The organism is Flavobacterium sp. U410 (assembly GCF_053570605.1).
The window spans coordinates 1-25916 of the sequence record NZ_JBSEFI010000013.1 but is presented as its reverse complement, the minus strand read 5'-3'; the positions used below and the strand labels follow the sequence as shown (position 1 = coordinate 25916).

The following is a 25916-nucleotide window of genomic DNA, read 5'->3' as shown; positions in this document are numbered from 1 at the left end:
TTAACGTAATATTAAAAGTATTTAAGGTAAATGCTTTTATTTTTGTATAAATCATTCATTTTAACACTAAAAAACCCAACTCATTATGCTTAAAAAGGTATTAAAAGGCATTGGAATATTCTTATTGGTTTCCATTATTGCCTTGGCTGCTGCTCCTTTTATTTTCAAAGATAAAATAAAAGCATTGGTTTTAAAATCTATTAATGAAAATGTAGATGCTGAAGTTGCATTTGCAGATGTCGATTTAAGCCTGCTTCGAAACTTCCCCAATGCAAGTGTTGAAATTTCTGATTTAAGCATTATCAATAAAGCTCCGTTTAAAGGAGATACTCTTTTTTATGCTGGTGCATTGAATCTTAAAATGAGTATTAAAGAGCTTTTCAAAGGTAAAAATGAACCGATGAGCTTAGAAAGCTTCTCTTCTACTAATGCCGTAGTAAACTTAATCATCAACAAAGAAGGAGTAGGTAATTATGATATTGCTCTAAAAACAGATGAAGAAGATAAAACCGAAGATACTTCAGAAAGCAAACCTTTTAACTTGAACATTCAGAACTATGAAATCAATAACTTAAGAATGACTTATCTTGATGAAGGCTCTAATATGAAATTGGTTTTAGACAGTTTAAATCACAGCGGAAAAGGAAACTTTGCAGAACAAAAACTGGATTTAGATACCAAAACAGCTACTAAACTTTCTTTCGATATGGATGGTACTAATTACATGAAAAATGTAGTTTTATCATTGGATGCGGTTTTAGGAATTGATTTGGATCAAATGAAATTTGAATTCAAGGATAACAAAGCATTAATCAACCAATTGCCTTTAGCTTTTAACGGTTTTGTACAAATGGCTGATGATGGTCAGATTTACAACCTTACTTTTGGCACTCCTGATTCTGACTTTAAAAACTTCTTAGGATTAGTTCCTGAAGCTTATTCAGGTGACATTAACAAAGTTAAAACAACCGGTGAATTTAAGGTTTCCGGAAAAGTTGACGGTAAATTAACCGAAACTACCATTCCTAAATTCAATATTGAGATGGCTTCTAAAAATGCCTCATTCCAATATCCTGATTTACCAAAATCGGTTAAAAACATTGTAATCGATACCCATATTGTAAACGAAACCGGAGATATGAAAGATATTTACGTTGATTTAAACGAATTGTCTTTTGCTATTGACCAAGATGTTTTCAGTGCTAAGGCAAATGTGAAAAACTTGACTGAAAATGCTTTAGTTGACGCTCAATTAAAAGGAGTAATTAACTTAAGTAATGTTACCAAAGCATATCCTGTTAAATTAGACCAGCCACTTTCCGGTATTTTAAAAGCAGATGTTGAAACTAAATTCGACATGAAATCGGTTGAAACAAGTCAGTATCAGAACATTCAAAATTCAGGAACAGTTAGCTTAAGCGGCTTTAATTATGAAGGCCCTGAATTAGCAAAACCATTTAAAATCAATAATACTTCATTAAGTTTCAATCCGAACCAAATCAAGTTAAACGATTTTGATGCGGTAACCGGTTCAAGCGATTTAAAAGCAAGTGGTGCTTTAGATAATTTCTACGGGTTCTTATTCAAAAACCAAACGTTAAAAGGCAACTTTAGTTTGTCTTCTAATAAATTATTGGTTTCTGACTTTATGGCTCCAACGACAACTACTAATGAAGAAACCGGAAAAACAACTACTGAAGCGGTAAAAATTCCGGCATTCTTAGATTGTACTTTAACCGCTAAAGCAAATACTGTTGTATATGACAATCTAAACCTTAAAAATGTTTCCGGTAACTTGGCTATAAAAGACGAAGCTATTACATTAAGCAATTTAAAAATGGATGTTTTCGGCGGAAATATCGGTTTAACGGGAACGGTTTCAACTAAAGAAAGTAAACCAAAATTTAGCATGGATCTAGGTTTAAACGGTGTTAATATTGCGGAATCATTTACTCAAGTAGAAATGTTAAAAAGCATTGCTCCAATAGCGAATACTATTAATGGAAAATTGAATTCTACCATTAATCTTTCGGGTACTTTAACGGATGACATGACTCCGGATTTAAAAACTATTTCCGGTGACTTAATTGGACAATTATTGGCTCCAACAGTAAATACTGAAAATTCTAAGTTATTATCTTCTTTATCTTCAAATGTAAGCTTTTTAGATGTAAGCAAATTGAATTTAAAAGACCTTAAAGCATCTTTAACTTTCAAAGATGGAAAAGTAGCTTTAAAACCCATGAATTTAAAATATCAAGACATTGATATGACTATTGACGGAACGCATGGATTTGATCAATCGATGAATTACAACGTTAAATTTGATGTTCCGGCAAAATATTTAGGTACCGAAGTAAACAATTTAATTTCTAAACTTTCGGCTGCTGATCAACAAAAAATTCAAAATATTCCAATCACAGCAAATCTTACAGGAAGTTTCACAAGCCCTTCTGTTAAAACAGATTTAAAATCAGCTACTACTAATTTAGCTTCTCAATTAGTTCAAATGCAAAAAGAAAAATTGGTTGGTCAAGGAACCAGTACTTTAAGTAACTTATTAGGCGGCAATAAAACAACTAGTTCTTCTACAACAGGAACAACTGGTTTAACGGCTTCTGATTCCACAAAAGCGGCAACAAAAGAAGAAGTAAAAAATACAGTTAAAGAAAAAGCCTCTAGTGCTATTAATAGTCTATTCAAGAAAAAGAAAGAATAAACTAACTTATATATGACAAAAAAGCTGCTCAATGAGCAGCTTTTTTTATAATGATATTTTTACTATATAACCTTCATAAGTTCTGACGTTAAAAACAGTTCCGTCTTCAAAAATAAGATACTGCCCTTTTATTCCTGTTAGTGTTCCTTTAAAATCAGGTGTTTTTTCTAAATTTAAACTACTCACTTTTTTAGGGTATTGTAAAACCGGATAGTGCAGATCGTATATTTTAGCATTTTCTGTATAATACGGCAACACTTCTTTAGGTAACCAATCCTGAACTTTTATCCTTTCTTTAGTTAAATCGGCTTGAATTACATCATTTTTCAACATTTTTTGCCAACTGGTTTTATCGGTAAAATGATCTTTTAAGGCGACCTCTGTAATTCCTGCCAAATATCTATTGGGAACTTCTACAATAGGTACTGCTTCTATTGCTCCCTGATCTATCCAACGAGTAGGAATCTGCGTTTTTCGGGTTACTCCTACTTTTACTTCACTTGATAATGCCAAGTAAACAATATGAGGTTGTAATTGCACCTTCTTTTCGTATGCTAAATCTCTATCTTCAATATCTAAATGAGCCGTACTTAATTCCGGTTTCATAATCCAATCGCCGGCAGCAGGGTTTTTCATAAAACAATCGTAACAAAAACCTTGTCTGAAAATCTTTTTGGGTTGACCGCAACTCAAACATTGGTATCCTTGAAATTTGATTTCCAATTCTTTCCCTAAAAGCTGATTGATATTTAAAAAACTATCTTTAAAAACCAAATAATAATCAATAGGATCTAAAAATTCTGTTTGCATTTTTTGGAGAACGCCGTGATAAGTCATAGTTATTTTGATTACGATTACAATAAAAAAAATTAAAAAAAATATTATTTTTGGTAAAGTTATAATTCATAAATTGTAATTCATAATTATACTTTTTAAAAATGCCGTTACCTATAATAAATTCTATTGCTTCTTGGTTACTAAAAAAAAGGGTTCATCAAATGGAACTTTTTTTAAAATATCCACATGAAGTACAGGAAGAATTGCTTTTCAATTTATTGAAAACGGCAGAAAATACTCATTTAGGAAGACGATATGATTTTGAATCCATTACAAATTATGAAACGTTTTCAGAGCGTATCCCTATTTCTAATTATGAAGATTTAGAACCGTTAATTGAGAAGACAAGAAGAGGCGAACAAAATGTTTTTTGGCCTACTCCCATAAAATGGTTTGCAAAATCCAGCGGGACGACCAATGCAAAAAGCAAATTTATACCCGTTAGTGCAGAGGCTCTGGAGAATTGTCACTATAAAGCGAGTAAAGATTTATTGTGTTTATACTTAAACAACAACGAAGATTCACAATTATTTACCGGAAAAAGTCTTCGCTTAGGAGGAAGTAAACAATTGTATGAAGACAATAATACTTTTTTTGGTGACTTATCGGCTATTTTGATTGATAATATGCCTATTTGGGCTGAATTTAGTTCTACTCCATCCAATAAAGTTTCTTTGATGGGCGATTGGGAAACCAAACTTCCGGCTATTATCAACGAAACCATTCGTGAAAATGTAACGAGTTTAGCCGGTGTTCCCAGTTGGATGATGGTGTTGCTAAACAAAACGCTGGAAACTACACAGAATTCAAATTTATTAGACATTTGGCCTAATGCTGAAGTTTATTTTCATGGCGGTGTAAGTTTTGAACCCTACCGAGAACAATACCAAAAACTTTTTCCTAAAAAGGATTTTAATTTCTACGAAATATACAATGCTTCTGAAGGGTTCTTTGCTTTACAAGACCGAAACAATTCGAACGAGATGCTTTTAATGCTTGATTACGGGATTTTCTATGAATTCATTCCTATGGAAACCTTTGGCACACCACAAGAAAAAAGCATTCCGTTGCACGAAGTAGAATTGCACAAAAACTATGCTTTAGTCATCACAACTAATTCAGGTTTATGGCGCTATTTAATTGGAGACACCGTTCGTTTTACTTCTTTGAATCCTTATCGAATTGTAGTAACAGGAAGAACCAAACATCATATTAATGTATTTGGGGAAGAATTAATGATCGAAAATACCGACAAAGCATTGGCTAAGACATGCCAAGAACTAAATTGTGAGGTCATTGATTACACAGTAGCCCCTGTTTTTATGCAAAATAAAGAAAAAGGAGCTCATGAATGGTTAGTTGAATTCAAATCGCATCCGATGAATATGGATCATTTTGCCTCGTTATTAGATGAAAATTTACAAAAAGTAAACTCTGATTATGAAGCCAAACGATACAACAATATGACGTTAAATCCGTTAAAGTTGAATGTAGCCCGACCACATCTTTTTTACGATTGGCTAAAAGAAAAAGACAAATTGGGTGGACAACATAAAATCCCAAGACTTTCAAACAGCAGAATATATTTAGATGAGTTATTGAAAATGCAAATCCTTCAAATGAAATAAAAATGAAACAAAGTATTAAAATTGCAAGTTTGGTTATGATTATTGGAGCAACTTTGGTTTCTTGCGGACCTAGAAGATACAGATGCGGTCCTCATCGAAAATGTGAAGTAAAAGAGCATAAAACTAATAATCAGCCCCTTATTCGAACGTATAAATCACAGAAAACGAATAGTTAAATAGTCTTTGGGGCTATAATAGAAGAACGACCTAAATACATTGGTCGTTTTTTTTTGTATTTAATCGATTTTTATAACATAAAAAATGTATTATGTTATAAAAATAACTTTTAAATTTTATTTTTGCTCTTCTTTTTAACAAAACTAACTACAAATTAACCGATTAAGTTCAAAATTATGAGAAAACTACGTGTTCTTTCTCTTTTTGCTATTTGCTCATTTACAAAAATGTTTGCTCAGGAGCCACAAAGAGTTGAAGGATTAGATTCAATTATTGATGTACTCAATAACTCTACAAAAGGAATCCGATATGTATTAAATGATACAGGAATTAATTCAGAGCTTTCTGAAATCGGAACTTCTTTCTTCATGAATAAATATATTATTCTTTCTAACAAAAAAAGAAGGCATTACGAAACTACTTTAAACGAAAAAACAAATACTTACAACAATAATTTATATTGTGTAAATGTAGATGATGAAGGAAATTTATCTTTTCCATTGCTTTTTTCTTCTGCTTTAGATTCTAAAAACAATGAAGGTTCATTAGCTTTTACTCCTGATCAACAAACCATTTATTTTACTCAGGAAACCAATCCTGAAACAGGTAAATTCGAATTATTCAAAGCGAGACTTGCAGAAGACGGCAACAAAAAATACTGGACCGATATTACAAAAATCGACTTAGATAATGGAAATTATTCTATTGAAACGCCAAGTGTTTCTCCAGATGGAAAAAAACTTTATGTTTCTAGTAATAAACCCGGAGGATTAGGCGGATTTGATATTTATGAAGTTGCTATCTTAGGCAATGGAACTTATGGAACCATGAAAAACTTAGGTCCAACAGTAAATTCAAAAGAAGACGAAAAATATCCGCATGTAACTCCTGATAATAAATATTTATATTTTTCTTCTAAAGGACACTTAAACCTAGGCGGTTATGATATTTTTAAATCGTCTATTGTTGAAGGACATTATTTGGAAGCTTTAAATTTAGGAGCTACTTTAAATTCCAGAAAAGACGATTTAGCTTTTGTATTGGTTAGTGACAAAAAAGGATATATTTCTACAGACAAATCAGGAACAGAAAATTTTGATATCTTAAGATTCGAAATTAAAGATCTTGAAAAATCACAAAAAACATTTCAAATCCTCGAAAAAGAATCACAGCTTCCTTTACCTAATGCCAAAGTCGTTATCAAAGATGAATTTGGAAACACAGTGAGTAAAACCATTTCTGATGAAAAAGGAAATATCACAGTCGACTTAAACCCTATTTCTCATAATTATGTTAGCGTAGAAAAAGAAGGCTATGAGGATTATAATACTCATTTCACTTCTGAAAACATCCTAAAAAACCCAATTACTTTAACACAGTCAAAACCCGTCATTACAGAAGAGGCTATTGTCATTGAAAATATCTATTTCGATTTCAACAAAGCTAATATAAAAACTGAATCAAAACTATCATTAAACAAGGTTGAAACGGTTTTGAAGGAACATCCGGAAATGAAAATTGTTATTAACGCTCATACCGATTCTAAAGGTTCTGAAAAATACAATCTTTTATTATCAAATAAGAGAGCAAAATCAGCTTATGATTACTTAACCCAAAGAGGCATCGATAAAGAACGTTTAAGCTTTAAAGGTTATGGAAAATCGCAACTATTGATCGAATGTACAGAATGTACTACTGAAGAAGATCAAGCGAACAGAAGAATTGAGTTCAAAATCATGAGATAAGAAAAAGGGAAGCAAATGCTTCCCTTTTTTATTAAAATATCTTTTTTAAGATGCTGCTTTTAATCGCTGTAATAAGTTTTTATTCAAACTGTGTTCGGCAAAAGTCTTAGTTACTACTAATTCTTTCTCTGAAGAACTTGGCAATTCAAACATAACATCTGTTAAGATAGCTTCGCATAAAGAACGTAAACCTCTAGCCCCTAATTTATACTCCAAAGCTTTTTCAACAATAAACTGTAAAGCATCTTCTTCGATAGAAAAATCAACTTCGTCCATTTCGAACAGTTTTTTGTATTGCTTTACCAAGGCATTTTTAGGTTCGGTTAAAATTGCTCTTAACGTTTTAGCATCTAGCGGATCCATGTGTGTTAAAACCGGTAAACGACCGATAATTTCCGGAATTAACCCAAAATCTTTCAAATCTTTCGGGACTACATATTGCAACAAGTTTTCTTTGTCGATAGCTTCTGTACTCTTTGACGAACCATACCCTACCGCCTGACGGTTTAAACGTTTTGAAATAATGCGTTCAATTCCATCGAAAGCGCCACCGGCAATAAACAAAATATTTTGCGTATTAACCTCCACAAATTTTTGATCCGGATGTTTTCTTCCTCCTTTAGGAGGAACATTTACTACAGTTCCTTCTAAAAGTTTCAACATCGCTTGCTGAACACCTTCTCCGGAAACGTCTCTAGTAATTGACGGATTGTCGCTCTTACGGGCAATTTTATCAATTTCGTCAATAAAAACGATTCCTCTTTCGGCTTTAGCCACATCATAATCGGCAGCTTGTAATAAACGCGTTAAGATGCTTTCCACGTCTTCACCCACATATCCAGCTTCTGTCAATACCGTAGCATCAACAATAGCTAACGGAACATTCAACATTTTAGCAATGGTTTTCGCTACTAATGTTTTTCCTGTCCCTGTTTGACCCACCATAATAATGTTACTCTTTTCAATTTCCACCTCATCATCTAATTGCTTTTGCATTAAACGTTTGTAGTGATTGTAAACCGCAACACTCATTACTTTCTTAGTTTGGTCTTGACCAATGATATATTCGTCTAAAAACGCTTTAATTTCTTTTGGCTTCAATAAAACTAGCTCGGCAAGTAACTCACTTTTGCCATTTTGTTTTAATTCTTCCAGCACAATACCGTGTGCCTGCTCAATACAACGATCACAGATATGAGCATTAATTCCTGCAATCAATAAATTGGTTTCCGGCTTTTTTCTACCACAAAACGAACATTCTAATACTTCTTTAGCCATCTTTCTTTATAAGGTTAAGGTAATCGAAAAAAGGTGATTGGTTAACAATAGGTTTTATTTCTTTACCATTTACCTTTCTCCATTTGCCTAAAAATTATCTAGTTAACACTTCATCAATCATTCCATACTCTTTTGCTTCACTAGCAATCATCCAGTAATCTCTATCACTATCATGGTGAACTTTTTCCATTGATTGACCTGAATGTTTTGAAATGATTTCATATAACTCGTCTTTCAATTTCAAAATTTCACGAGCTGTAATTTCGATATCAGATGCTTGCCCTTGAGCTCCGCCTAAAGGTTGATGAATCATTACGCGAGAATGTGGCAATGCACTTCTTTTTCCTGCCGCTCCTGCACACAATAAGACCGCTCCCATAGAAGCTGCCATACCCGTACAAATTGTAGCAACATCCGGTTTAATAAACTGCATGGTGTCATAAATCCCTAAACCGGCATAAACACCTCCACCCGGAGAGTTCACATAAATTTGGATGTCTTTAGAGGCATCTAAACTTTCTAAAAACAATAATTGAGCTTGTACAATATTTGCGATTTGATCATCGATACCTGTTCCTAAAAAGATAATACGATCCATCATCAAACGTGAAAACACATCCATTTGTGTTACGTTTAATTGACGTTCTTCCATAATATAAGGCGTCATTCCTACCGGAGGCGTAACACGACTCATAATTTTATCGTAGTACAAACTATTTATCTTGTGATGCTTTGTAGCGTACTTTTGAAATTCTTTACCAAAATTCATAGCGAATTGTATTTAAGTTTTACAAAAAATAAACGTCAAACTAAATATTTTAGTCTGACGTTCAAAGATAATTATTTTTTACGAAAAAATTATTCTCCGTACATCTCTTTAATAAACTGATCGTAGTTTACTTTTTTAGATGTAGCTCCAACTTTTTCTTTGAATAAGTCTAACATTTTTTCGCTCATTACTTGTTCAGACAAACGTCTTACTTCTTCTTGATTAGAAAGTACGCGAGCAACAATTCCTTCAACTTCTTCATCAGAAGGGTTTAATTGACCGAATTGAGCCATTTGTTTTTTGATTAACTCAGCAGTATGTGCTTTTAAATCTTCAAATTGTATTTGTAAGTTGTTATCTGTAATGATTTTATTCTCAATCAATTGGTAACGTAATCCTTTTTCAGATTTGTTATATTCTTCTTCAGCTTGTTCTGCTGTTAATAGATTTTCACCTGCAGTTTGAATCCATTTTTTCAAGAATTCAGCCGGTAATTCAAATTTTGTATTCTCAATTACACTTTCGATTACATCGTTTAAGAATTTTTGATCTGCTTGTTGTGCAAATTGTGCTTCAGCATCTTCTTTGATTTTAGCTTTTACTTCTTCTACTGAAGAAACGTTTCCTTCACCAAATAATTTATCGAATAATTCTTGATTTAATTCCGCTTTTTCAATTTGGTTGATTTCTTCAATTGTAAAATCAACATTGATATCTAAACCGTGAACGTCATGATGACCAACTTTTAAGTAATCCATCAATTTGTGATCATCATCAAAAAGTCCTTTTGTAGCCAATGTAACTACATCTCCTACTTTTTTACCTACAAATTGTTTTGCCGTTTTTTTATCTTTAAAAATATCTAAAGTGATATTAGCCGGATTGTTGATCCCTTTCTCTTCATTAGAAAAAGTACCTTGAATAGCACTGTCTTCAGCCACTTTATCTTGAGGAACTAATTTACCGTATTGTTTTTGAATACGCTCAACTTGCTCGTCTAACATTTTTTCGTCAGCTTCGATTTCGAATCTTGTTACATTAGATTTAGCTGCTAAATCAACTGTAAATTCAGGTGTAAGACCTAATTCAAATTCAAAAGTAAAATCGTCATTATCCCAGTTGAAATCTTCAGTTACTTTTGGAAGTGGATTTCCTAAAATATCTATTTTCTCTTCTACTAAATAATCATTCAAAGATGTTTGCAACAATTTGTTAACCTCATCAGCCAATATTGCTTTTCCGTATTGTTTTTCGATAAGACTCATTGGAACTTGTCCTTTTCTAAAACCTGGGATATTAGCGTTCTTTCTATAATCTGCAAGTACTTTTTGTACTTTATCAGCGTAATCTTCCTTTGAAATAGCTACTGTTACAACAGCATTTAATGCATCTACTTGCGCTTTTGAAATGTTCATTATATTCTTAATTTAATGTCATAAAATTTGGGTTGCAAAATTATATAATTTTTACAACCCAAACAAGTTTTTAATTATTTGAATTTCAATTTATTGATTTTTAGTTTTCGTCTACAAATATTCTATTGAGAAGAGATTGTAAAACAGAAAGGATAACACTAAAAAAGAATGCGCTTAAAAAACCATTCACATAGAACCCTCCAACAAAATACCCGGCCATCATGATGATAATTGCATTAATTACCAAGAGAAATAACCCCAGAGTTAAAACTGTCGCAGGAATAGTCAAAAGAACTAAAATTGGTTTTACAAAAACATTTAACACTCCTAAAACTACAGCTACCACTAAAGCCGTTTGAATACTATCCACATGAATTCCCGGTAAAAAATGCGCTAAAACAACTATCAAAATAGTCGTAATAATCAATTTAATTATAAGATTCATTTTTGCTTTTTTTATATTACATTATAAAGATAAAAAAAGACACCAAAAAATTCGGTGTCTTTCCTTAAATAAAATATATAACCCAAAATTTATTTACTTAGTTTGAACCCACAATTTGAGTTCCTTGGTAATCATTTACATATTTTAAAGGCAAGTTTGCGTTATAATGCTGATTGATCAAATTGATAATTGAATTTGCAATTACTGCATATCCTCTGGCGTTTGGATGAACACCGTCTAAAGAAAATAATACTTGACCTTCAGTTTCAATACCACTAAAATAGTTAGCCGTATAAATTTGACCAGTTTCAATAACCAAACCGCTTACTAATTGTTGCATTAAAGCATTCATATCAGCAACTGCTAAATCATTTGCCGCAGCAATAGATACAATAGTTGCATTAAACGAATCCGTTGCAGAAGCTACTTTCGCTTTTTCTGTAGCAGTCAACACCCATTTATTTGCCATTGGATAAGTCACGCCATTAACATCAAATGGTGCTATTGAAGAAGCATTAACAGTCCCTATAACTGATGAAGCAGGTAAAACAACCAAATCATTCGCTGTAGCTTGCCTAGCTCTTCCATACAAAGCTCCTAATTGAGTAGCGTAATTTATTAATAATGGATTACCAGATCCATTTGCATAAGCTGTAATTTGCCCCCCTAAATCACTTAAATCAGCATCAAAAATCAGGATTGGATTTGTAGTTCCCGCAGTAGTATTTAAAGGCATTATTCTTCCGTTAGTGGCTACCGCTAAAAACTGATACAATTGGATTAGCAATGAAGCTTGAGGATTCGCATTGATCAACTCTGCACTTATAGGATTGTAAGGAACAGTAGTAAAATAAGGTATTGATGTTACACTTGGTATTGTTGCCACAACTCCTTTCGCTCCTCCTGAAGTTAATGTAGTTATGATCTGAGAATAAACACTAGCAAAAACAGCTGAATTGGTAATATCATTACTACCATAAGTAGAAGGATTTGGATCACCCTCAGTATTACGATCTAAAGCAGGAGTCATTCCATCGGCTTGAGCACCTCCATTTGTAGCATACGACAAAACATCATTTGAACCAATCCAGTTGGTAAAAAATGTCGGATTCATTGCCATTGCATCTCCTAAAACTGATGCTGTTGAACTACTCGCCATCCTAGCAAAATAAGGATTTGCTGCTCCAACAGAAACTCCAGCTATATTTCCATAACCCGGAGCCACTAAATGAAATGATTTAGCACCAGGAACTCCCATATTATTATAAGGCCCTGCGTGAATATCAGAAACCTCAATTGATGGTGTACCAGCTAAATTTTCCGGTCTACCCTCTGAAGCATCGATCACTAATCTTGTACTTGCTATTTGAACACCTCCCAGCATTAACCCTCCTAAATTATTAACATCATCACCATAATAAGGTTGCGTAAAACCACCTCCCCCTACTAAAGCAAATTGTTGAGCTAACATATTAGGAAAAGAATTTTCTTGTCCGGAACGATATACTGTCCCATCCATATACCCTGAAGTCAGTGAGTTACCCACAGCTACATAGGTAGTAAAATCGGCTTCTCCTGCTGTGTAGTTAGCATCTACATCATTCTCAAATTCAGGCTCACACGATGCAAAAATCGCAGCCAATACAGTAAAATATATAAATTTATTTTTCATTTTCTTTAGATTAAAAAAAGATTAGAAGCTATAAGTTACACCAACACCCGGTGAAAAAACCACTGATTTATAAGTCCCTCCGAAAGAAGGGTTTGGTTGACCAGAAATTGGATCAGTTGAATAATCATAAGAATTATCAATTTCATCAAAATGTAAGTATAAGAATGAGAAATCAACTCCAAATTTTTGATTCAATTGATATGTTAAACCTCCTGTGAATCCCATAGAATCATTTCTTGGTGTTTCCGGAGCAAAATAGCCATCCTGTACCGGACTCTCATCATGATACCATCCTGCTCTGAATGTAAATTTATCGTTTGCTTGGTATTGTGTACCGATTCTAAATGTACTAGCGTTTTTATAGTTTCTCGGATTGTTAGACTCTAACCCGTTTGCAAACTTTACATCTAACGCTCTATAAGAATCCCATAAGGTATAATTATAATCAAATGCTACCAACCATTTGTCTGTAATTTCATAAGATAATCCCACTGTTAACTCAGCTGGTAACGGAAGATCAGCATCAAAAGTTGTTGAGCCCGGTAAAAGTGCTTGAGCATAAACCGGAACATCATAAAAATTAGCATCTCCACTACGAGCTTCCATCATTATCTCTGAACGATAGTTCATCCCTAGACGCATTTTATCTGTTGGGTTAAACATAAATCCGACACTATACCCCCATGCTGTAATTCCTTTATCTTCTATAGTCACATTAGCATCTTGAAGTACTTGACCTGAGTATTGTAGATTTTTATTAAATTTTACTCCTCCAATTGCATAAATTGGTCCACCACCTACGCTAAAATGCTCTCCTACTCTAATAGAAACCGATGGTTGAATAAAAAAAGCTTGTAAATCAATATTATTCACTAAGTGAGAACCTTCCCAGCCTTGATCCCATTCTACAGCACTACCATAAGGAGTATATACTGCTAAACCAGCCGTTAACCAATCGTTTATTCTATATGTTGCATATAACTCAAGTGGCGTTCCTACATTAGTAGTAGATGCCGTCCAATTGTACATAGAATTCTGGAATTTTGTCTTGGCCACTAATGCATTCCCTCCAACAGACAAATTAAATCTGTTCTCCAAATAAGCCATCCCAGCAGGATTGAAAAACGCAACCTCTGCACTATTCACCACAGCAACCCCTGTGTGCCCCATGGCCAACTGCTTTTGCCCTTGCATTGCCACTCTATACCCTCCTGCAAAAGCAGAGGTGCCAGCTAGTGCTAAAAGCGCTAAAGAAAGTAATTTTCTCATATTTCCGATTTGTTTTATTTTTTGAATTAAAATTTCTATAATTCAAAATTATAACAAAATATGGAATATGCAATTTTTTCATCAAAAATATTATGCATACATAATATTTTTATCTTTATTTTTTCAAATACTCAAAAACAAAGTTGTAGAATAATTTAGGATTTTCAGCATGAAGCCAATGACCTGCCCCTTCAATCGTTTTCAATTCCATCAACGGAAACTGTCTCTCTATAGCTTGAACGTCTCCATTTAAAATATAATTAGACACCGAACCTCGAATGAACAAACACGGTTTATCATAATGCAAATCTTCAGGAAGAGGCTGTCCTATATTTTCAATCTTTTTATTAAAAACTTCTAAATTAAAACGAAAAGCTAATTGCCCCGGTTCTTTCCAATATAAACTTTTTAGTAAAAATTGTTTGGTTCCAAAGTCAGAAATATATCTTGAAATAATATCATCTACTTCTTGACGAGATGGTTTTAAATCGAAATTCACGGCATTTAATGCGGCTAAAATTTGTTGATGGTGTGGCGGATAATACTTGGGACCAATATCAGCTACTATCAGTTTTTGAACTAAATCAGGATATTCACAAGCCAATTGCATAGCGATTTTCCCACCCATAGAATGTCCCAAAAGAACAATATCTTGTAACTGATTAAATTTACAATATTCTAAGACATCTTGCGCCATTACTTCGTAACTGAACTCTTCGGAATGAAAACTTCTTCCGTGATTTCGCATATCAAGTAAGTGTACTTGATATCCTAATTCTGAAAATTGCAATCCCAATGATTTCCAATTATCTGACATTCCTAAAAAACCATGAAGAATAACAAATGATTTTCCTGTTCCTTCTATTTTTGAATATAGCATTTTTGAGTTTTATTTTTTGCGTGAGCGGGTGAAGCAAGCTACCATGTAGCGCAAAACACGCGACCCCGCCACTAAAAGCGGGGACACGCCCTAATTATTTTAATCGTTGTAAATACATATTAACCACATTTTCCAAACCTAAATAGAGCGATTCGGAAATTAAGGCATGACCAATGGACACTTCTAACAAACCGGGAATATTTTCTTTGAAGAATTTAATATTATCCAGACTTAAATCGTGCCCTGCATTGATTCCTAAACCCAACTCATTTGCTTTAACAGCAGCCTGCACATAAGGCTCTATTCCTTTTAAATTCCCTAAATCGTATTCGTGTGCAAAACTTTCGGTATACAATTCAATACGATCGGTTCCGGTAGCTTTCGCTCCTTCTACCATAGCTTCTATCGGATCTACAAAAATTGACGTTCGGATATTGTTGCGTTTGAATTCGTCAATTACCTCAATCAAAAAATCTTTATGTTTAATGGTATCCCAACCAGCATTTGACGTTATAGCATCATCAGCATCAGGAACCAAAGTTACTTGCGTAGGTTTAATTTCGAGAACTAAATCGATAAACTTGGACACCGGATTTCCTTCAATATTATATTCGGTATATACTACACTTTTTAGATCACGTGCATCTTGGTAACGAATATGCCTTTCATCCGGACGCGGATGAACAGTTACACCTTCAGCACCAAATTTCTGCACATCTTTAGCAACCTTTAGTAAATTAGGCACATCACCACCTCTTGAGTTTCTTAAAGTGGCTATTTTATTGATATTTACAGATAGTTTTGTCATGATTTTGTTTTATTTTTACAAAAATACGAAGTATGCACCGCTTAAATGCTCTTTTTTGATTAATTTGCGATAAATTTAGGTTACTTGTACATGAACCCACTTTTAGAATACATCAATAACGACGTCCAACCCCTAGAAAGCACAATGCCTCTTAGTGAAGCCGATGAACTTTTTTATGAATTGCCTTACTCTCATTTCCCTATTCTTGAAGAAGGTGTTTATGTAGGTGCTATAAGCCGTGAAAATGCTGAATTAGGTCGTGCAGAAGAGTTAATTTCAGACAAACGTTTTGATTTTGATCGCTTTTTTGTTCGTTCTACCATGAACTGGTTAGATGTTTTGGAAGTTTTTGCTAAAAATGAAACAAACATAGTTCCTGTTTTAGACGAAGCTAATAAATACATTGGCTACTACGAATTAGAAGATGTGATTCGTTTTTTACATGAAACCCCGTTTTTAAAAGAAAACGGCGGAATTTTAGTCGTAAAAAAAGAACTGAACGCTATTTCTTTAAGTCAAATTGCCCAGATTGTAGAAAGTAATAACGGTAAACTGTTAGGTATTTTTATCTCGAAATCAGATGGTCACTTTGTTGAAGTAACGGTAAAAATCAGTCAAACAGGATTAAACGAAATCATACAAACATTCCGTCGGTATGAATACGAGATTATTTCAGAACACCAAGAAGATTCGTATTTGAAAAACCTAAAAGAACGATCAGACTATTTAGACAAATACCTTAATATATAAGTTATAATTTTTAATTCACTGTAAACCCCACATGAAAATAGCAATTTACGGTCAATATTACCAATCTAACACTAATGAAATTGTAACTCAGGTTGTTAATTTTTTCAAGCGCCATAATGTTGAAATTTTTATAGAGAAAAAGTTTTCAGAGAATGTTTTAGACCTACTTCCAGACGGTTATAAGACTTTTTCTTCACATGAAGAATTAGAAGAGACTACTGATTTTTTAATCAGCATTGGAGGAGACGGAACTATATTAAGAGCAGTTACTTATATCCGAAACAAAAATATTCCGATTGTAGGGATCAATGCTGGTCGTTTAGGATTTTTGGCAACCGTTCAAATGAATGAAATTCAATTGTTCCTAGAACGTCTTATCCAAGGGAAATATACCATTTCGCAAAGAACTTTATTAAATTTAAGCAGCGAACCTTCTAATCCTGATGTAAGTGATTTAAATTTTGCCTTAAACGAAGTAACTATTTCCAGAAAAGACACCACTTCGATGATTACAATTGCTACTTATTTAAATGGCGAATATTTAACATCGTATTGGGCTGACGGTTTAATTGTCTCTACTCCTACAGGATCTACAGGATATTCACTAAGTTGTGGTGGACCTATTTTAACTCCTAAAGTTAAAAGTTTAGTAATTACACCCATTGCTCCTCATAATTTAAACGCCAGACCTTTAGTTATTCCTGATGACACTGAAATTACTTTGAAAATTTCGGGACGCGAGAATGAATACTTAATTTCTTTAGATTCCCGTGTTACTTCAGTTGACAACCAAACTGTTCTCACAGTAAAAAAATCAGGTTTCGCTATCCAATTAGTAGAATTTCCTGACGAAGGTTTCTTAAAAGCTATTCGCAAAAAACTACTTTGGGGCGAAGACAGAAGAAATTAACTACCTTACTTATATAACATTTTGATTTTTTTACGTTTAAAATAAAATTTCCATTACATAATGGTAAAGAAATCTATATTGTTATATTTGCAAACTATTAAAAAAATGAAGCGTTTATTTTTATACATATTATTAGTATTAGGTCTTAACCTCTCACAAGCACAAATCAATGAATTAGGTTTATTTGTCGGAGGCATTAATTATATAGGTGATATTGGTCCTACAGACTACATTTCACCCAACAAGCCTGCTTTTGGTATTTTATATAAATGGAACAGAAGTCCAAGACATGCTTATCGCTTTGGTTTTAATATCGGAAAATTAAAATCTAATGATTTAGACAGTGATGTTCCCAGTAGAGAATTAAGAGGTTTTAGCTTTGAAAACAACATAATGGAATTTTCTGCAGGTTTAGAATTCAACTTCCTTGATTTTGATTTACACGAACCAGGATTCTTACTAACACCGTATGTTTCAACCGGAATTAACTATTTCATTTATAATGAACTATATATTTCAGGCAATGAAAGTGATATTGACTATAGAAGCAGCACTTTTGCGTTACCTATGATTGTTGGATTAAAAGGAAGGCTTACAGAGAATCTTATACTAGGGTTTGAAATAGGTGCACGCTATACTTTTACCGATAATTTAGACGGAAGCAATCCTAAAAATGATAATTTTGAGACCTTGCGTTTTGGCAATTTAAACAGTAAAGACTGGTATGTTTTTACCGGTTTTACACTTACCTATACCTTTGGTCAAAATCCATGTTTTTGCGCAGAATAATATGAGTTTAGAGAAACAAATAGATCCCGACAAATTACCTAAACATCTAGCCATCATTATGGATGGAAACGGTCGTTGGGCTAAACAAAGAGGCTTATTACGTTCTTTAGGTCATAAAAGCGGAACAAAATCAGTCAGAACCGTAGTTGAAACCTGTGCTAAATTAGGCATAGAGAACCTTACTTTATATGCTTTTTCTACTGAAAACTGGAACAGGCCTAAATTAGAGATCGACACCTTAATGAAACTTTTAATTTCTTCTCTAAAAAAAGAATTAAAAACTTTAACAAAAAACAACATTAGGTTAAATGCTATAGGAAATTTAACAAATTTACCTAAAAAAGTACAACAAGAATTAGAAGAAGTAATTGCTAAAACTGCTGATAATTCAAGACTTACTTTAACTTTAGCATTAAGCTATGGTTCAAGAGAAGAACTGATACAAGCTGTTAAAAAAATTAGCGATAAAGTTAAAAATAATATAATTTCATCAGAGGCTATTGACGAAACAATTATTAATCAGCATCTTTACACGCACAATCTGCCAGATGTTGACTTAGTGATAAGAACAAGTGGCGAACATAGAATCAGTAATTTTTTATTATGGCAAATAGCATACGCAGAATTTTATTTCACGGATGTGCTATGGCCGGACTTTACAGAAGAACATTTATATGAAGCCATTATTAGCTATCAAAAACGAGAGAGAAGATTTGGAAAAACAAGTGAACAAATTTCATAATACTAAAATGTTTAAGAAGAGGATACAACTACTATTTGCCTTTATTATTTTAGGAAATCTTAATGCTATTATAGCTCAAGAAACGAAACTGGAAAGCGGAAAAGAATATATTTTAGCTAATGTTGAAGTTAGTGGAAAAGTTCAATATAGTGAACAAACAGTTGTGACCTTTACCGGATTGGAAAAAGGGCAAAAAATAATGGTTCCTGGAGAAGACATAAGTACTGCTATTAAGAAATTATGGAAACTAGGACTTTTCAATGATGTTGCTTTTTACATTAATAAAGTAGAAGGAGACAGCATTTATTTAGATCTTCATTTAAATGAACTTCCTAAACTTGTTGATGCTAAAATCCAAGGTGTAAAAAAAGGAAAGGCCGAAGAACTTATTAAAGATACTGATTTAAAAAAAGGAAAAGTAGTTAACGAAAACTTATTAACTACTACCAAAAACTACATCGAAAATAAATATAAGAAAGACGGTTACTACAATAGTAAAGTTCATATTAACTCTATCCCGACAGACTCTACAGGAACCGAAGTAAAACTTGTTGTTAATGTGGACAAAGGAGATAAAGTGAAAGTAAAATCAATAGATTTTACTGGAAACAGCGAAATTTCAGATACGAAATTAAGACGTGCTTTTAAGAACACTAAACAAAAGAATCCTATCCGTATCTTTAAACGCTCTAAGTACATCAAAGAAAAGTATAAGGAAGACTTAGTTTCTGTAATCGACAAATATAAAGAAAGTGGTTTCCGTGATGCACGTGTTGTATCTGATTCTGTTATCTATGACAAGAAGAAAGACATGATTGCTATTAAAGTAAACCTTGAAGAAGGGAAAAAATATTATTTCGGTAATATACGCTACATCGGTAACACAGTCTACACCGAAAATCAACTAAACCGTCTTTTAGGTATTAAAAAAGGAGACGTTTATAATGGTGTACTTTTACAAAAAAGAATTGCTGATCCATCAAAACCAGATGGAGAAGACATCACCAATCTTTATCAAAATAGTGGCTACTTATTTTCTAGTATCAATGCTGTTGAAGTAAAAACATACAACGACACTATCGATTTTGAAATCAGAGTAACAGAGGGACCAATAGCTTATTTCAACAAAATAACCGTTGTTGGTAACGACAAAACAAACGATCATGTTATTTATCGCGAGTTAAGAACAAAACCAGGTGAAAAATATAGCAAAGACTTGTTGATCAGATCAATTAGAGAAGTTGGTCAGTTAGGGTTTTTTGACGCTGAAGCTATTAAACCTGAATTTAAGAATGTAGACCCGCAAGCAGGTACCGTTGATATTGAATATAGTGTAGCTGAAAAAGGATCAAGTCAGGTGGAACTTCAAGGTGGTTATGGTAGTGGAAGTTTTATCGGAACACTTGGTTTATCCTTCAATAACTTCTCTATGCGCAATATTTTCAACAAGAAAGCTTATAAACCACTACCGATGGGAGACGGACAAAAATTAGCTTTACGTTTGCAAGGAAGTTCTTATTTCAGAACGTATAGCATGTCGTTTTCTGAACCTTGGCTAGGAGGTAAAAAACCAGTAAACTTCTCTATCTCTTTATCGCACAGTAAACAATTCTTATATAATTATTCTACTTATAATGTGGATAAAAGCCAAAGTTTTAGTATTAGCTCTATTTCTGTTGGTTTAGCAAAAAGATTGAAAGTTCCTGATGACTACTTTGTATTATCTCAAAGTGTTGCTTTCCAATATTACAGCCTATCTAATTATTATACCGGTTTGTTTACATTCGGGGACGGTTCTTCAAGAAACTTAACTTATACAGTAGCTCTTTCAAGAAACAGTAAAGGATTCAACCCTGTTTATCCGACTTATGGATCTGAATTTACCATTAGTGGTAAATTTACTCCTCCGTATTCTCTATTTAACGGCGTAAAATATGGAGAATTAGGGAGCAAGGCCGCTTACAAACAAACAAATGAAAGTAGTGCCTATATTGACTCTAATGGAAATTTAGTACCAACCGGATCATATATTGATTCAGATAATAATATTGTTAGTAATTATCAAGATGCCACAACAGATCAAGGAAAAGTGGATCAAGAGCGTTTTAAATGGTTAGAATATTATAAGATTAAAGCAAAAGCTGACTTATATACTACTATCTACGACAAGTTAGTATTAAGAACCTTAGCAGAATTCGGATTCATGGGAGCTTATAACCAAGACCGTGGGTTAGTACCTTTTGAGCGTTTTTATTTAGGTGGAGACGGTATGGCCAATTATTCATTAGATGGTAGAGAGAATATACAGTTAAGAGGATATCCTAACAACTCTTTATCTCCTTTAAACAGTAGTGGTTCTCAAATCGGAGCAACTGTATATAACAAATTCTCTTTAGAATTACGCTATCCGATTACATTAAGTGGTGCAGCTTCAATTTATGGATTAACGTTCTTAGAAGCAGGTTCCGCATTTGCAGATTTCAGTACTTACAATCCTTTTGTTGTTCAACGTTCAGCAGGATTCGGTTTACGTGTATTCATGCCTGCTTTTGGTTTATTAGGAATTGACTTTGCTCATGGATTTGATGCTGTTCCGGGATCAACAACGAAGAGTGGATGGCAAACTCATTTTATCATAGGACAACAATTTTAATAGTTTAACGTTTTTAATTTAATTTTTAAAGAACACCAAAAAAACATATCTTTAGAGCCATTTTTTATGTACTTTTAAAGATTAAATGAAAGGACACTATGAAAAAAATATTTTTTACTCTTTTTATTTTAACATCATTTTTAGCTTCATCACAAACAAGAGGTTCAAAAATAGGCTATATTGACATGGAATATATTCTTGAAAAAATTCCATCTTATGCTGAAGCTAACAACCAACTAGAGCTAAAAGCTCAGAAATGGAAACAAGAAATTGAAGTTAAAAAAAATGAAATTAACAAGTTAAAAGACGCTCTAAAAGTAGAAAAGCCTCTCTTAACCAAAGAACTTATAGAAGAAAGAGAAGAGGAAATCTCTTTTTTAGAAAGCGAGCTACTTGCATTTCAAGAAAAGAAATTTGGCGCCCAAGGTGATTTAATTGTACAAAAATCAACCATTATAAAGCCTATACAAGATCAGGTTTTTAATGCGATACAAGATATTGCTGAAAAGAAAAAATTTGATATGGTTTTTGACAAATCTTCAGATCTTAGTATTTTATTTGCTAAACAACAAAATGACATTAGTGATTTAGTAATCAGAACTATTTTAAGAGCAGAAAAAAGAGAAGAATTAACTAAGAAGCAATTAGAAGCGCAAGAGAAAAAAGAAGCTGAAGAAGATTTCCTAGATGAAAATCCTGATCTTGCAGCCAGACAAAAAGCTTTGGATGAGAAGAAAGCAGCTAGAGAAAAGATGTTAGAAGAAAGAAAGATTGCTCGTGAAAAACTAATTGAAGAACGCAAACAAGCTGCTGCTGATAAAAGAAAAAAATTAGAAGAAGAAAAAGAAAACAAAAAAACTGGCACAGAAATTGAAAAAGAAGTTAATGAAGAAGGAAAAAATAAAATAGAAGAAACTTCTTCTGAGGAAAACAAAAAAGAAGTCCAGACTGCTGCTGAAGAGAAGCAAAAGCAGATACAAGAAGAAAGACAGAGAAAGCTGGAAGAGCGTAAAAAAATTATTGAAGAGAAAAGACAAAAAGCTATAGAGGCAAGAGAAGCTGCCAAAAAAGCAAAAGAAGAAGAAAAACAAGAAAACAATTCGGAGGAAAACTCAAACGGAAATTAATTAAATTTAAACTTAAGAATATAAACATGAAACAAATTAAGACTTTAATTATTGCATTTGTATTATTTGTAGGTGCACAAGTATCTGCTCAGTCAAAAGTAGCTCACATTAATGTACAAGCTTTAATGGAAAACATGCCTGAAATGAAAGCTGCTAAAACTCAATTAGAAAAAATTCAAGCTCAATACGACAAAGACTACAAAACTATGGTACAAGAGTACCAAACTAAATTGCAAAAATACGAACAAGAAGCTCCAACTGCTGGTGAAGCTTTAAACGAAACGCGTTCGAAAGAAATGCAAGATATGGGTTCTCGTATCCAACAGTTCCAACAAACTGCCGGTAAAGACTTACAACAAAAAGAATTGGATTTATACAAACCAATCTTAGAAAAAGCTCAAGCTGCAATCCAAAAAGTTGCTAAAGCTAAAGGATTCCAATACGTTTTAGATTCAACGACAGGAAGTGGTGTTTTGGTTGCTGACGGAACTGATTTATTAGCTGACGTTAAAAAAGAATTAGGCTTCTAATTTCTTTAAAATATCTTATTTAAGAAACTGCTCAAAATTAATTTTTCGAGCAGTTTTTTTTTATTTTTGTCTATATGATTTCTAACTCTCAACCCATCGGCTTTTTTGATTCAGGTATAGGCGGTACTTCTATTTGGAAAGAAGTTAACAATTTATTACCTCATGAAAACAGTATTTATCTTGCTGACAGCAAAAACGCGCCTTATGGACAACGATCAAAAGAAGAAATCATAGCCTTAAGTGTAAAAAATGTAGAGTTTCTGTTAGAACAAAACTGTAAAATGATCGTAGTGGCCTGCAATACTGCAACAACAAACGCCATAACGGAACTAAGGGCACAATTTTCTATTCCGTTTATAGGAATTGAACCAGCAATAAAACCAGCAGCTCTACAATCTAAAACGCATACAATAGGCGTATTAGCAACAAAAGGCACTATCAATAGTGATCTGTTCCATGAAAAGGTAAAAAACTACAAGGACGTTCACATTATTGAACAAATAGGTCATGGCTTAGTTCAACTGATTGAAAACGGAGATTTAGATTCTGCCGAAATGAATGAACTCCTGGAGACTTATTTACAGCCCATGATAGCCCAAAACATCGACTACTTAGTATTAGGATGTAGTCATTACCCATATCTGATTCCTCAGTTAAAAAGAATACTTCCTGAGCATGTAAAGATCATTGATTCAGGAGAAGCTGTTGCTAAGCAAACTAAAAATATATTAGAACAAAAAAAATTATTGAATACTTCCGAATCGTTAGGTTCAAAAGTGTTTTATACGAACAGTGATACCGAAGTACTGGAAAACATTCTAAATAAACAGGAAAGAGTTTTTTATCTAGATTTTTAAGCTTCCAAAAGCTCTCATCGTCTACACCCTTAACCCTGATTGCATAAAGTAGCTCACGAAGTGACTACTTAGAAAAGCAGGAAAACGGACTCCCTAAGAGCCCAAAAGATTCGTTCCTTATTCTTCTTCTACTTTAAACCAAGAAGAATACATCACATAATTGTTTGAAATGCGCTCAATTTCACCTGCAAAGTCACTGGCATTGATATCTTTTACTTTCTTAGCCGGAACACCTGCATAAATAGTTCCCGATTCTACGACTGTATTTTGAGTAATAACAGATCCTGCAGCAACTATAGAATTACTGTGAATAACGCAATTATCCATAACAATAGCTCCCATTCCAATAAGAACATTATCTTTAATTTCACAACCGTGTACTATGGCATTGTGACCAATAGAAACATTATTTCCTATAACTGTCGGATGCTTTTGATAGGTACAATGAATAACTGCTCCATCTTGGATATTTACTTTATTACCGATAGTTATTGAGTTCACATCTCCTCTAACTACTGCGTTAAACCAAACACTACAATTTTCTCCAAAAATAACATCCCCAACAATAGTGGCATTTTCTGCAACATAGCAATCTTTTGGTATTTGAGGATATTTTCCGTTTACTTCTTTAATTAGCATTTCTTTATAATTAAAAAAGTCCCGAATTATTTCGGGACAATTATTATTTTAATAGTTTCTTTTAATTAACAGCAGGACAGTTACAATCCCAAGCTTCAGGCTTACAGAAAATATCAATCCCTAGTGTAATTTGATGGAATCCTCCATTATCAAATTTAACATCTCCCATGATATGAGAATAGGTATAAGCAAACATAAATTGTTTATAGTTGATACCAACAATAGGAGTAAGCCATTGTAAACTTTGAGTATCAACGGCATTTCCATTTGAATATTCTGTTTTATCAAAGCTTCTTCTATAAGAAAGACCTCCCCATACTCTACCAAAATCCATATTCTTATACACTTTCATATTTAAATCAAGTGCTTTTTCTGCCGTTTCGTCTGTATATTGAAACATGAAAGAAGGTTCAAACATTAAACGATCACTATCTCCAAAAACAGCTCCTAAGCTCCACAAATATTTTCTTAAATTGTCAGACTCATAACCTTCAGTATAGATTTCTCTTCTATTTGCTAAGAAATTCTTTATTGTAAAATGCGTAAAGAAGTCCATATAATGATAAGAAGCTCCTAAATCAACATTGAAATACGAATCTTTTTGATAAACTCCTCCATAAACAAAAGGGTCAAAACCTTGAAATTCTGTCTCGTCTAGTTGGCTTTGAATAAAGGCTCCACTTAAACCAAAAGATAATTGGTTTAAATCAACTGTATTTCTGGAAAAACGAATATGGTGAGCATACGTTAACTTAGCTCCTCTTTGCGAATGATAACCATTCTTATCGTTAAAAGCTATCATCCCAATACCTGATTTACCATCTTCATCTAAAGCTGTATTAAAACTCAATGTTTGAAGAGCCGGTGCATCTTGCTGACCAAACCATTGTTGACGTCCGGTTAATCTAATCTTACCACAACTAGAGGCTCCCGCCATTGATGGGTGAATCAGATAATAATTATCAGATAAATAATCAGAATAAACTGCAATACCTTCTTGCGAAAAAGAAACTTGTGCTAATAAGGTCAAAAATAAAATTAAATAACTATTCTTAAAATTCATTTTAGGTTATCGTTTTAATGAAAAATGTGCTCTAAACTCTTTTAATATCTGATTTTCAACATATTCTATAGTAAACCAATAATCGGACGATGGTAATTGGCGCCCATTAAAAGTTCCATTCCATCCTTCACCACTGGGACTGATTTGCTTAATCACTTTACCATAACGGTCAAAGATATAAATTTTTACATTATTTGTGCCATTTAATCCAACA

The 25916-nt window shown here is 33.1% G+C and carries 24 protein-coding genes; 12 read left to right on the top strand and 12 right to left on the bottom strand.

The genetic code is table 11. The features are described 5' to 3' along the window. Nucleotides 1-85 precede the first annotated feature (85 nt). Nucleotides 86-2719, top strand: coding sequence for an AsmA family protein (locus ACUSJC_RS09770; protein ID WP_449269392.1), 2634 nt, complete (start codon nt 86-88; stop codon nt 2717-2719). A gap of 45 nt (nt 2720-2764) precedes the next feature. Here ACUSJC_RS09770 and ACUSJC_RS09765 read toward each other — a convergent pair whose 3' ends face one another. After that, the gene (locus tag ACUSJC_RS09765; protein WP_449269391.1) at nt 2765-3556 is read right to left on the bottom strand and encodes a DUF2797 domain-containing protein; all 792 of its coding nucleotides are present in this window, start codon (nt 3554-3556) and stop codon (nt 2765-2767) included. A 101-nt stretch (nt 3557-3657) separates the two neighbouring features. Here ACUSJC_RS09765 and ACUSJC_RS09760 point away from each other — a divergent pair, with 101 nt between their 5' ends. The 3 genes from ACUSJC_RS09760 to ACUSJC_RS09750 all read left to right on the top strand — a co-directional run bounded on the left by ACUSJC_RS09760 (nt 3658) and on the right by ACUSJC_RS09750 (nt 7106). Continuing rightward, on the top strand, nt 3658-5184 hold the full coding sequence (locus ACUSJC_RS09760; protein WP_449269390.1) for a GH3 auxin-responsive promoter family protein: 1527 nt from the start codon (nt 3658-3660) through the stop codon (nt 5182-5184). Nucleotides 5185-5186: 2 nt separating this feature from the next. Then, entirely contained in the window at nt 5187-5360 is a 174-nt protein-coding gene (locus ACUSJC_RS09755; RefSeq protein ID WP_449269389.1) for a hypothetical protein, read from the top strand. 177 nt (nt 5361-5537) lie between these two features. Then, a complete protein-coding gene (locus ACUSJC_RS09750; RefSeq protein WP_449269388.1) occupies nt 5538-7106 on the top strand; it encodes an OmpA family protein in 1569 nt (522 codons plus the stop codon). A gap of 45 nt (nt 7107-7151) precedes the next feature. On the opposite strand, the gene clpX is transcribed toward ACUSJC_RS09750, so the two are convergent. The 8 genes from clpX to ACUSJC_RS09710 form a co-directional block, all read right to left on the bottom strand. Continuing rightward, the gene (gene clpX, locus ACUSJC_RS09745; protein WP_449269387.1) at nt 7152-8384 is read right to left on the bottom strand and encodes an ATP-dependent Clp protease ATP-binding subunit ClpX; all 1233 of its coding nucleotides are present in this window, start codon (nt 8382-8384) and stop codon (nt 7152-7154) included. 94 nt (nt 8385-8478) lie between these two features. Next, entirely contained in the window at nt 8479-9153 is a 675-nt protein-coding gene (gene clpP, locus ACUSJC_RS09740) for an ATP-dependent Clp endopeptidase proteolytic subunit ClpP (protein ID WP_449269386.1), read from the bottom strand. 89 nt (nt 9154-9242) lie between these two features. Then, on the bottom strand, nt 9243-10568 hold the full coding sequence (gene tig, locus ACUSJC_RS09735; protein WP_449269385.1) for a trigger factor: 1326 nt from the start codon (nt 10566-10568) through the stop codon (nt 9243-9245). Between the two features lie 100 nt (nt 10569-10668). Continuing rightward, nucleotides 10669-11013 carry a phage holin family protein gene (locus ACUSJC_RS09730; protein ID WP_449269384.1) on the bottom strand — a complete coding sequence of 115 codons (345 nt, stop codon included), beginning with the start codon at nt 11011-11013 and terminating at the stop codon, nt 10669-10671. Nucleotides 11014-11110: 97 nt separating this feature from the next. Beyond that, nucleotides 11111-12685: a G-D-S-L family lipolytic protein gene (locus ACUSJC_RS09725; protein WP_449269383.1), complete on the bottom strand. Its 1575-nt coding sequence runs from the start codon at nt 12683-12685 to the stop codon at nt 11111-11113. A gap of 21 nt (nt 12686-12706) precedes the next feature. After that, on the bottom strand, nt 12707-13954 hold the full coding sequence (locus ACUSJC_RS09720) for an OmpP1/FadL family transporter (RefSeq protein WP_449269382.1): 1248 nt from the start codon (nt 13952-13954) through the stop codon (nt 12707-12709). Nucleotides 13955-14069: 115 nt separating this feature from the next. Next, nucleotides 14070-14834: an alpha/beta fold hydrolase gene (locus tag ACUSJC_RS09715; protein ID WP_449269381.1), complete on the bottom strand. Its 765-nt coding sequence runs from the start codon at nt 14832-14834 to the stop codon at nt 14070-14072. A gap of 94 nt (nt 14835-14928) precedes the next feature. Continuing rightward, nucleotides 14929-15642, bottom strand: coding sequence for a pyridoxine 5'-phosphate synthase (locus ACUSJC_RS09710; RefSeq protein WP_449269380.1), 714 nt, complete (start codon nt 15640-15642; stop codon nt 14929-14931). 90 nt (nt 15643-15732) lie between these two features. On the opposite strand from ACUSJC_RS09710, the gene ACUSJC_RS09705 reads away from it, so the two are divergent. The 8 genes from ACUSJC_RS09705 (at nt 15733) to murI (ending at nt 24000) form a co-directional block, all read left to right on the top strand. Then, complete coding sequence (locus ACUSJC_RS09705) at nt 15733-16392, top strand: CBS domain-containing protein (RefSeq protein WP_449269379.1); 660 nt, start codon at nt 15733-15735, stop codon at nt 16390-16392. Nucleotides 16393-16423: 31 nt separating this feature from the next. Beyond that, nucleotides 16424-17302: an NAD kinase gene (locus ACUSJC_RS09700; protein WP_449269378.1), complete on the top strand. Its 879-nt coding sequence runs from the start codon at nt 16424-16426 to the stop codon at nt 17300-17302. A gap of 105 nt (nt 17303-17407) precedes the next feature. Continuing rightward, entirely contained in the window at nt 17408-18091 is a 684-nt protein-coding gene (gene porG / locus ACUSJC_RS09695; protein WP_449269377.1) for a type IX secretion system protein PorG, read from the top strand. A gap of 1 nt (nt 18092) precedes the next feature. Continuing rightward, nucleotides 18093-18833 carry an isoprenyl transferase gene (locus ACUSJC_RS09690; RefSeq protein WP_449269376.1) on the top strand — a complete coding sequence of 247 codons (741 nt, stop codon included), beginning with the start codon at nt 18093-18095 and terminating at the stop codon, nt 18831-18833. Further along, nucleotides 18766-21486, top strand: a complete 2721-nt coding sequence (gene bamA / locus ACUSJC_RS09685; RefSeq protein WP_449269375.1) for an outer membrane protein assembly factor BamA — start codon at nt 18766-18768, stop codon at nt 21484-21486. The genes ACUSJC_RS09690 and bamA overlap by 68 nt, the downstream gene beginning before the upstream one ends. Nucleotides 21487-21584: 98 nt before the next feature. Continuing rightward, a complete protein-coding gene (locus ACUSJC_RS09680) occupies nt 21585-22613 on the top strand; it encodes an OmpH family outer membrane protein (RefSeq protein ID WP_449269374.1) in 1029 nt (342 codons plus the stop codon). A 26-nt stretch (nt 22614-22639) separates the two neighbouring features. Then, nucleotides 22640-23143: an OmpH family outer membrane protein gene (locus ACUSJC_RS09675; RefSeq protein ID WP_449269373.1), complete on the top strand. Its 504-nt coding sequence runs from the start codon at nt 22640-22642 to the stop codon at nt 23141-23143. Between the two features lie 77 nt (nt 23144-23220). After that, nucleotides 23221-24000, top strand: coding sequence for a glutamate racemase (gene murI, locus ACUSJC_RS09670; RefSeq protein WP_449269470.1), 780 nt, complete (start codon nt 23221-23223; stop codon nt 23998-24000). A 117-nt stretch (nt 24001-24117) separates the two neighbouring features. Here the strand turns inward: murI and ACUSJC_RS09665 are convergent, their stop codons facing one another. The 3 genes from ACUSJC_RS09665 to ACUSJC_RS09655 all read right to left on the bottom strand — a co-directional run. After that, on the bottom strand, nt 24118-24639 hold the full coding sequence (locus tag ACUSJC_RS09665) for a gamma carbonic anhydrase family protein (RefSeq protein ID WP_449269372.1): 522 nt from the start codon (nt 24637-24639) through the stop codon (nt 24118-24120). 61 nt (nt 24640-24700) lie between these two features. Further along, nucleotides 24701-25702, bottom strand: coding sequence for a PorP/SprF family type IX secretion system membrane protein (locus ACUSJC_RS09660; protein WP_449269371.1), 1002 nt, complete (start codon nt 25700-25702; stop codon nt 24701-24703). Between the two features lie 6 nt (nt 25703-25708). Further along, nucleotides 25709-25916: T9SS type B sorting domain-containing protein (locus tag ACUSJC_RS09655; protein WP_449269370.1), on the bottom strand; the 208-nt coding region annotated here is incomplete at its 5' end.